Origin of the sequence: Mycoplasma sp. 1199 (assembly GCF_034863365.1) — a bacterium.
GTDB lineage: Bacteria > Bacillota_I > Bacilli_A > Mycoplasmatales > Metamycoplasmataceae > Mycoplasmopsis.
In genome coordinates, this window is record NZ_JAYFFA010000001.1 from 268,013 (window position 1) to 278,764 (window position 10,752).

Sequence of the window (10,752 nt, forward strand, 5' to 3'; positions counted from 1 at the left end):
AAGTTAATAAACAATTAATAAACAATCAAAATCAATCAGTACTAGGTAAAAATAGTGCTGATTTTTTTGTATTTTTTAAAAACCAAAAAATTTCATAAATGTGAAACCACCCCAGCAACATTGAGGTGTTATTATGTCTAATTAACCCTTCTTTCCACTTTTAGTGTCCCTGTTTATTTCTTTTGTTTAGAATTTTCACAAGAAGCAACAAATGCCACAGGAATTAATGTCATACCTGAAATTGATACAATTTTCAAAAAAGTTTTAATTTTTTCATAATTCTAAAATTAATATATAATGAACCTATATATATATATATATATATAATGATTTCATATGTATTTAGAAATCATCAATAATAACTCCCGTGACTTGAGTTATTTTTATGTTTATTTTAATGTGTATATATTTATATTTAATTAAAACAATTAACAGGAGACTTCATTTATGAAGAAAAAAAATATATTTACGCTTTTAAGCGCTGCTCTTTCTTCATCTATACTTTTAATTTCTTCAGTTCCTATCTATATGGGTAAAGATACTACTGATGCTAAATATGACAGTTTCTTTTATGAAGATACTGACATTTATTCTAATACAAGATATAGTCAATATGGTTCATATGACGATGGAAACGGGTATCAATTCTATGGATATAAAGGAACTCAAAATTTAGTAACTATTGGTGATCCATCAGTAACTGATAATAGAAATCCTAATTTCTTAAATACAAATTATTTTGATAGATTCACTAAAAGAGCTAATTGGGTTGATGATAAATCATTAAATGGTAGACGTAGAAAATGAAAATTAATTTTTCATAAAGATCAACCAGCTAATTTTAGAGAAAACAGATATTTAGGTGGTTTTTATTTTTCTCAAGACATGATTTTAGCTGATAATTCATTCGTTAAATTTTCATTTTATCCAGCTGATATTAATGTTATTGATTATGCAAATGTTTCAACAAAAGAAATTCCGGTTTCATGAACTAAATTACCAACCAATAAAAGTGATTACACTTTTATTAACCCGCTTTATTCTCAAAATCCTTACTTTGAAGATAAGTGACAAAATATTGTTAACTGAGTAAATCCAGAAAATACTTCTACTGCTGGAGCAGCTGGATATAACAATAATAGCGAAATTAGATTAAGAGGATTGTGAACTAATTCTGCCTACCCTTGAACAGCAGAAGAACAAGTAATTGCTGAAAAAAATGGTTTAACTCGTGATAGCCGCTCAGATATTGCTAATAGATTAATTAACGACCAAGTTACTACCCTTGGAAAGGGAACACCTGGTTTCTATCATAAATCTACTAAAAAAATTAATAAATTTGAAAATGGTGAAGTAGCAAGACAATTAATTAATGATGGCTTGTATGATGAAGAATTATTAAATAATGAAGGTATTGGTTTTTGAAATTTATTAGAAAAAAATGCCGGATATATGTTTAGTTTTTTCATTGATGCACCAAATGCCAGAAATAGGGGATGATCAAACAACGTTGTAGTTGTTGAATTTGAAACAGTTGATAATCCTAATTTTAAATGAAATGGCAAAACTTCTGTTCCAACCTTTTTAGGTGGAGCTTACACTCTTTTTGATGTTGGATTTAACTCTGGTTTTGAAGGTGAATCTGGATTTATCATAAGAAGTGAAAAAACTAAATCAACTGAATACAAATTTAGAATTAAAGAAACAGTTAATTCATCTGAAGCTAACATATATTTACCTAAATCAATTAAAAGAAGAGAAGATGATGAAATTGATAATAAATTGTATGAATTAGGTCTTTATTACACTAATAAAGATGGCACAGAAATGAAATTACTTGATTTAGATAGAACAAAATACAATAACATAAATAATGCAAGAGAATATTATAGTGAATACACTTTAAATTCACCGCTTAATAATATTGATCCAAGCACTTTCAAAATTAAAGCAAAAATTAAAGACACTAATTTCCAAAATCAATGAAATATTGCAGAAGCAAAACTTGCTAACACAACTAAAGATTCTCAAGGTTTTTATGTTTTTAATGATTTAGCCTATACTCCTCTTATTACTGATAGATTAAAAATTGAACAAATGTTACAAACAGATTTCCCTAATTTATCAGGTTGAGTTAGTGAATTAGTTCAAAAATTTATTAATAATGAATTTAAAGATAGGGGTGAAAATAGTAGCGAAAGTGATGTTTGATTTAATGATCATAACAACAGAAGTACACCTGATGATAAAAAGTATGTATACACTTTTATTAAATTATTGAGATTTATGATTCCTACGATTCAATTTGCTTCAGAAGTTGATGAAATTTATTATTCTGATGCAAATAAAGGATTATCTAGCGATGAAAACAAATTAATTTCTCAATTAAATTTTGCTTATTCTTCTACTCAAAATTTAAAAGAAATGGTTGAAAAACTTCATGAATTTTTATCTAGTGGAAAAAATGCCTTAAAAAACGATCAACCTCTGCCACAAGGGCAAAAAACTGCTACTCAATGAGGTTATAAATTAAATTACATTTTAGGTAGAGATCACCAAACCTATGATCAAGAAGTGGCAAAATTAGATGGATACAAAGTTGCTAATGACAAAACAATTAGTGGTAAGATTAATGATCTCGCAACTAGTGAGTTTAGTCAAAATTATCCTGAAGCATACCAAAGTTTAACCCAAGCTGAAAAAGATAATTTAGTTAAATTGTTTAAAGAAAAAGCAATTGACATTATCAATAATCAGTTTAAATTAACTGCAGCTAATGGTGGTATTGATAACTTAATTGAAACCAATTCAAATACCAATTTAGAAACATTGGAGCAATTACAAGCAGAAGTTGCTGATGCAATTTTGAAGCGTAAATATTTAAATGATTATGTAACTTGAATTAACAATAATTTAAAAAATGACGATGGAAGTTGAAAAGAAACTGTTTCTGAAAATACTATAAGTTCTCATGAAGATGGTGAAAAATACAATAAATTTATTGATGCTTTTGACAATGCAGAATACCAAAAAATCTTTTTAAATGATCCAAGTAAAGGCTTTTTAACTGATTATGCTAAGTTTAACAACTTCAAAACTAAATTGGATAATGGACTTAATTTATTAACTGAAAGTTTAAATGCTTTAAATGGTAATAAAAATCAAGCTCAAAAAGCAGTTGATTCATTTGTTTTTGTTGAAAGTGATGAAACTGAAAGACAAGAATTTGCTACTTTATTAGCAAGATTACAAAATAACTATAAAAGTAATAATGGATCAGTTAATGACGATGTATGAAGTGAAAATAATAGTGAATTAGCAGAACAAATTAATAAAATTTTTGCTAAAGCTAAAACTAATTCAATTGCTAAATTAAATAAATTAACTAATTTAACTGAAACTGATAAGACAGAATTTTCAAGATTAATCAATGAAGCAGAACTTAATCCAATAAGTGAAGAATTTACTCAATTTGGTAATGATGCAAATTTAAAACTAATTTATGATAAAGCAGTATTAATTGATCATATTCGTTCATTAACTAATTTAACTGCTAAGCAAAAAAAATCTTTAATTGATCAAATAAATATTACAGATAGCAATGATAGTAATTATGTAAATCCTGAAAATTATGAAACCTTTAAAACTAATGCAACTAATTTAGATACTCAAATTAAAGCATTAAAAGATTATTATGATGGATTACCTGATTCACTTAAACCAAATAATAATGGCGAAATTACTGATGAACTTTACGCTTATGAAAAAACTCAAAGTGAAAAAGATAACTACAAACAACTTATTGAGCAAACCAAGGCAGTAATTGATGATTCTGCTACTACTCCAATTACTAATAGTGCAGAAATTGAAACTTTATTAAGAGATCTTGAAGATGCCAAATCTAAATTAGATGGTTCTAGTTCATATTTACCAAGACAAAATGAATTAAAACACATGACAGTTGAATTAAAACAACAATTGTTAAAAGAAATTGATACCACAATTACTAATGAAAGTGATAAAGAAAATCAATTTAAAAAAGTTAAAGCCTTAGACCTAGCAATTGGTAAAGAATTAGAAAAAATTAACCAATGACAAACTAATGATGTGGCAGATACTAATGTTGGTTATAAAAATGCTATTGATTCACTCAAAAATGCTGCCGATAGTTTAACTACCAAGTTAAATACTGCATTTAACTTAAAATTAGCAGATGGTAATCAAAATAAAGATAAATTAAATCAAGTTGAACAAACAGATCCAAATGATTACAGTGGTCTTTATACTAAAGCTTTAGCTAACTTTAAAGCTTTAAAAGAAGAATTAAGTAAACTTAAATCTAAACTTGATGAAAGCACTCGTTTATATAAGTTAACTATTAATCACACTAATAATAAACCACAATTATTTGCTACTAATGTAGCTAAAAATTATGCAACTGATCAAAGTCCTTTTACTGTGGCAATTAATGATAATCAACCAGATGCTGTTATTAAAAATATACAAGTAGTTGCCGCTAATGATATTGATGGTAAACTTGAAATTACTTATGAAATAGTTTCAGCTAAAACTGATTTAACTGATGTTAAAACTAAAGTGCAAACTTACGTTTTTAAAGCAGATACTCAAGATAATTATCAAACTGAAAAACAAAGATTAAATACTATTGCTAATAGTATTAATGAAGATAAAAGTAAAATTAGTCTTAATTTTACAGCTGCCAATGAATTAGCTAATTCAGAAACTGCTAAAAATAAAGCTAATTATTCATATTCAAATGCAACAAATGAAGAATTAACTTTCGATATCGCAAACATTAATCCAGAATCCGATTTTGGTAGAAGTACTTTAAACTTCACTTTAACTTCAACTAAATCTAAAGAAGATTTATTCTGAAGACAAGATAATAATTTAGATAATATCACTTATACTGCTCCACAATCTGATGTCAATAGTGTAACAATTTCTGGATTTAAAAATGGTGAAAAAACTAGATTAGATGGCTTAAGTGGTTATAGTATTGATAGAAATGATAAATCTGAAATTTTAGCTTCTAAAATTACCATAGAAGATTTAGATAACAGTAAGTGAAATTGAAGTCCTGAAGAAGATGGTCAATATACCTTCGTTGATAAAAAAATTGTTGCTTATAACGATATTACTGGACAAATTAAATTAGGTTTCAAATTACAATCAGCTAAAGAAAATCTTGAAACTATTAAATCAGAAGAGAAATTTGTAACTATTTCTGGTTTTAAAACTGAATTAGACAGAATCAATGAATTAATTAAAAATACTTCTCCTACTTCTGTAATTAGTCAAAAATCAGGAACAACAAACAATAAACCTTCTGCTTTAACATCAGCTGATTTTGTTACTAATGTTCCAGATTCTCTTGCTAATCAAAATGTTAAAATTGATTCTAATTTAACATTAAACTCAAACGATGATACAGGGGAAATTGGAGTAGCTTATACATTAATTTCAACTAGAGATAATTTAGTTTCAGATAATTGAGAGCCTGATGTTACTAATTCAGATCCTATTAAATCTAAACAATCTAATACTGTAAAGTTTGCAGGTTATTTAACTAATAATCTTGAAGAAATTAATCGTTTAAACGAATTAGAAGTTTCATATCAAAATAAAAATCCACAATTAATGCCTTCTGGAATTTCTGCTAATAACATTAATAGTGCTTTAGCTGTAATTTTACCTGAGAATAGTGATGCTGAAGTAGTTGAATTAGCTATTACTAATCAAGATGATCGTAGTGGTAGTTTAACTATTTCATATAAATTAAGATCAACTAAAGAAAATTTAAATAATGCAGAAACTGCAACTAAAACTTATACTTTTAAATCAGCAACTAATGATAAATATAAAACTGAGCAAGAAAGAATTGATGCTCTTAGTTATCAACCTACTTTAAGTGAAAATGCTAAATCAAATAAAACTGCTTCTGAAATAAAACCAAGTGATATCGATTTTGCTACAAGCGAAACAGATAAAGCTTATGAAGTTGAAATTGTTTCAAATTCTATTAATGATAAAACTGGAGCATTTACTGTTGAATACAAGATTAAATCAAAAAGAACTGATTTAGATGATATTGTTTCTACTCAAGTAAGAACTGCTACTTTTAATACTTTAACTGAAAGTCAAAGATTAGACAAAGTAATCAATGACAAAACAATCACTAAAGAAATTACTTATGCTGGACAAAAAGCTAAAAATAAAGTTTTAGCTTCAGAAGTAAAAAAAGAAATGTTGAGTCCAAACCAAACATTATTAAGTGATTCGAAAGCTAAAATTGAAATTACTAATGTAAAAGTAGATCCAAACAATAATCAACAAGTAATTGTTACTTATAATTTAACTTCTACTAAAGATAATTTAAGTGACGTTACTTCAAGTTTAACTAAAGAAATTACTATTGGTGGTTTCCAAAGCCCAATTGATAGAGAAAAAGAAATAATTGATGCTTACACCAATGATGAATTTGTTGGTTTAGGTGATGCAACTAAATTAGCTTCTGCTTTCAATGATGCTTCTAAGCATAATGATATTAACTTAACTTTCAAAACTCCAGATAATCACGCTAACGAAAGAATTAGCATCACTAATGTAATTGGTTATAATGATGTAATTGGGGCTTTAAAAGTTCAATTTAAAGTTATTAGTAACAAAAACGGTCAAGATGTAGTTTCAGAACCAAAAGAAATTATTATTAATAATTATTTAACTGAAAAAGGTAGATTAAATAATTTACGTCAAGAGATGTATAATCAAAATATTAATGTTGATTATCCACAAAAATCATTATCAATACCTTCAAAAGCAGTAGATGATAATGATGATTTAAGTAATTTCTACTATACTCAAAGCAATGAAAATAAAGCTGAATTAATTAATGTTTCTAAAGAAAGTGTAGATGATGCTGCAGGAACTGTTAATATTGAAGCCGAACTTAGATCAACCAAAACTCAAGCTGAATTAATTTCTAATTGAGAAGTTGATCCTAATGCTCCTTTTGTAACACCTGTTTCAGATAATACTGATTTAGGTTCTATTAGTGTATCTGGTTTCAGAACTAAGGCAGAGCAAGATAAAATTGATCGTGAAGCAGAAAAAGAACGTTTAAATAATTTAACTGTTGTATTAGATTATGAAAACAAAACTACAACTTTACCTTCAGATGCAGATATTAAAAAAGTAATTGCAACTATTCAAGAAGCTACTCCGGAAGCTAGAGTTGTAATTGATGGTATTGATGCAAGAAATGAAATTGATGGTTCTATTAGAATCCAATACCATTTAGTTTCTGAAAAAAGTGATGAAATTTATCAAGATGTAATTTCAGATAATAAATATGTTCAAATTAAAGGCTTTAAAACTGAGCAAATGCGTCTTGATGAAATTATTCAAAACTTAGCAATTGAAGCCGGAATTAAAAATATTGCAAACGACCAATATGATAAATGAACGGCATCACAATTATTAAAAGACTTAATTTTAAATAAATTAGCAACTAATAAAGATACAAGTTATAACTTAAAAGTAGTAGATAAATCAGCTAATGATAACACAGGTGAAATTAGTTATACTTGACAAATTATTTCTAATAGAGGTACAGTTAATTCACAAAACTTGAATGCTGTAACTTCAAGCAAACAATATAATAAATCAGGTACTTTAAGTGGCTTTAAAACTTTAGCGCAAAAAGAAAAAGAAAGATTAGATTCTATTGATTTTAGTGACAAAGCTGAAAATGGTGTTCTTTATCGTATTGATTATCCAAATAAAGCAAATGAACAAGCTTCAAGTTTAACAAATGCAACCACTAATTGAACTTGAGATACATTAAATAAAGATAATTATGAATTTGTTAATCAAAAAATTGTTGGTTACAATGATTTAACTGGTGAAATTCGTTTAAGTTTCCAAATTAGATCAACTAAACCAGACTTTGCTTCTGTGGTTTCTAATACTAAAGAAATTATTATTAGTGGATTTGAAACAGAATTACAAAGATTAAATAAATTAATTGATGCTAATCCATATGATATTTCATTAAATAACACTGTTAATAAAGAAACTCAAAAAGCTTCAACATTAAATAAAGATAATTTTAGTGCTTCAATTAAAGAAAATGCCGACAATACAAGCGATCATAGCTCTGATTTACTTCTAACAGATGCAAATGATAATACTGGTCAAATTGGAGTTAAATACAAATTAATTTCAAATAGACAAGTAAATACTGATCAAATTGATTTGAAAAAATTAGTAAGCAATTGAAAAGAAACATTCAAAGAACAACAAGTAATTTCTAAAGAATCAACTCCTGTTAATTTTGCTGGCTTCTTAACAAATACTGAAGAAGAGAAAAGAAGAATTGAAGACTTCTTACCAAAAATTGTGCTTGATTTTACAAATCGTGATCAATACTTACCTCTTTATAATAAAAATGATGTAATTGATTCAAAAGTAATTGTTAAATTAAAGAATAATGAAACTTTAGAACAAAATCAAATTAAAGTTAAAGAAAATTCATTAACTATTACTGAACGTGATGATCGTGAAGGATATATCAAAGTAAGTTATACCTTGCAATCAACTAAACCAGGTTTAGAAGGTGCAGAAATTGTTGTTAATCAAACAAGAAGTGCTAATACTAATAAATTAAGCGGTTTCAAAACTGAATTACAAAGATTAGAAGGTTTAGTTTTTGATTTTAATAATAGTGTTAGTGATAAAAATCAAAAACAAGCTTCAGATACTGAAATTACTATCGGTAATTTAAATAAAAATGACGTTAAAACCACAAATATTACAATTAGTAATAAAACTCGTGATGATAGAAATGGTACTTTAAGCGGTACTTATAGCATTTATTCAACAAGAGATGGTTTAAATGACATTCATGTTGATGATAAAAAATTCACTATTAACGGATTTTTAACTGAACAAGAAAGAATTAATAATTTATTAGCAGATGATACAATTCAATCTCATGTTGAATATAAATTAGATAATCAAACTGAAATTTTACCTTCAGAATTATTAGCTAATAAAGAACAAGTATTAAATAATTTAAGTACATATTTTGATATGAACTTAGATAATGAAGCGATTAATCAAGTTAATTTAAAAATTATTGAGTTAAGTGCTGATGATACCGATGGTTCAATTACCTTTAAATATAAAATTGCTTCAACTAAAGAAAACTTAACTGATATTGAATCAGAACAATCTAAAACTATTACTTTAAGTGGTTTCTTAACTGAATTAGACAAGCATAAAAAAGAAGCTAAGAAAACTATTAATGCATTACAAAACATCTCAGAAACACAAAAAGATGCTGCTAAAGCTAAAGTTGAAGAACAAAACACAATTGACAATGTAAATAACATTGTTACAAACACAACAGCAGTTGATGCTGCTCTAGGAACAATTAAAGACATTGCCCCAGTTAAAGAAAAAGTTCAATTCAAAGAAGCTGATGCAGACAAACAAAATGCATTAACTACAGCATTGGATAATTTAAATTCATTAGAAAGCAAAGAAGACTTTGAGAATGCTGTAGAAAACTTACAAGATAAAGTGCAAACTCTTAAAGATGCTCACAAAGCATTAAACGGAGATTCAAACTTAGCAAAAGCTAAAGCAGATGCTATTGCTGCTATTGATAAGTTAAGTTACTTATCAAAAACACAAAAAGATACTGCCAAATCTGATATTAATGCTAAAGAAGCTATTGTAGATGTAAATAACATTGTAAACAATGCTACTTTAATGAATAATGCTAAAGAAGCTCTAGATAAAGCTTCTAAAGCACAAAAAACAATTGCTTACACAAAAGCTTCAGAACAACCAAAAGCTAACTTTGATGAAGCTAAAGCAGATGTAGAAGCAATTAAAGATATTACTAACTTTAATAAGCCAGTAGATAACATCGTTGATTTAACAAATAATTTAAACAACGCAACTGCTGCTCTTGATGGAAGTGAAAACTTAGATGCTGCTAAAGAAGAAGCTCTTAAAGAACTTGATAAACTTTCATACTTATCAGATTCAGAAAAATTCAAAGCTTCTGAAGCTATTAAAAACGCTACAGATGGTGAATCATTAGCAAAAGCTATCGAAGACGCTAAAGCTTTAAACAAAGCTATCTACGATAAAAAAGTAGATGAATTAAACGATTTAACGAACCAATACTTACAAAGTACATACGGAACAGATGCTTCAAACAAACATAGAGAAAATGTTGTTAAAGCAATTAATGAATTTAATTCAAAAGCATTCTCAGATACAAATGGAGAAGCTGCTATTGCTAAAGCTCAAAACTTACTTGATTTAGTTGATTCAATCACAACAAACAAATCAAGAAATAACTTTGAAGAATTAGCTGACGCTTCAGACCTTGCAAATATCGATACTTTAGCAAACGCTGTAATTAAACACAATTACTTTGAAACATCTACAAAAGCTAAGAAAAAACTTAACTCAACAGACCTTAAAAACATTAAACAATTAGTTTCTAAGGCTGGAGATATTGAGGGATTAAATGTGCTTACAACAGCTATTACTAAAGGATTAAAAGACAACTCACCAATCTTAATCTGACCATACTTTGTAGCTGCTTCAGTAGCAACTTGATTATTGGGAATGGCTATCTTTATATTTGGTAAGAAAAAATAATTGTTAAGTAATAATTAACAAGAAAATTAGTCAATTAATCAGTACCAA

1 protein-coding gene is annotated in these 10,752 nt (G+C 27.1%); it reads left to right on the forward strand.

Translation table 4 applies throughout. The features are described 5' to 3' along the window. Positions 1-447: 447 nt before the first annotated feature. Complete coding sequence (locus tag VBM89_RS01060; protein WP_323188473.1) at positions 448-10,704, forward strand: lipoprotein 17-related variable surface protein; 10,257 nt, start codon at positions 448-450, stop codon at positions 10,702-10,704. Positions 10,705-10,752: the final 48 nt, after the last annotated feature.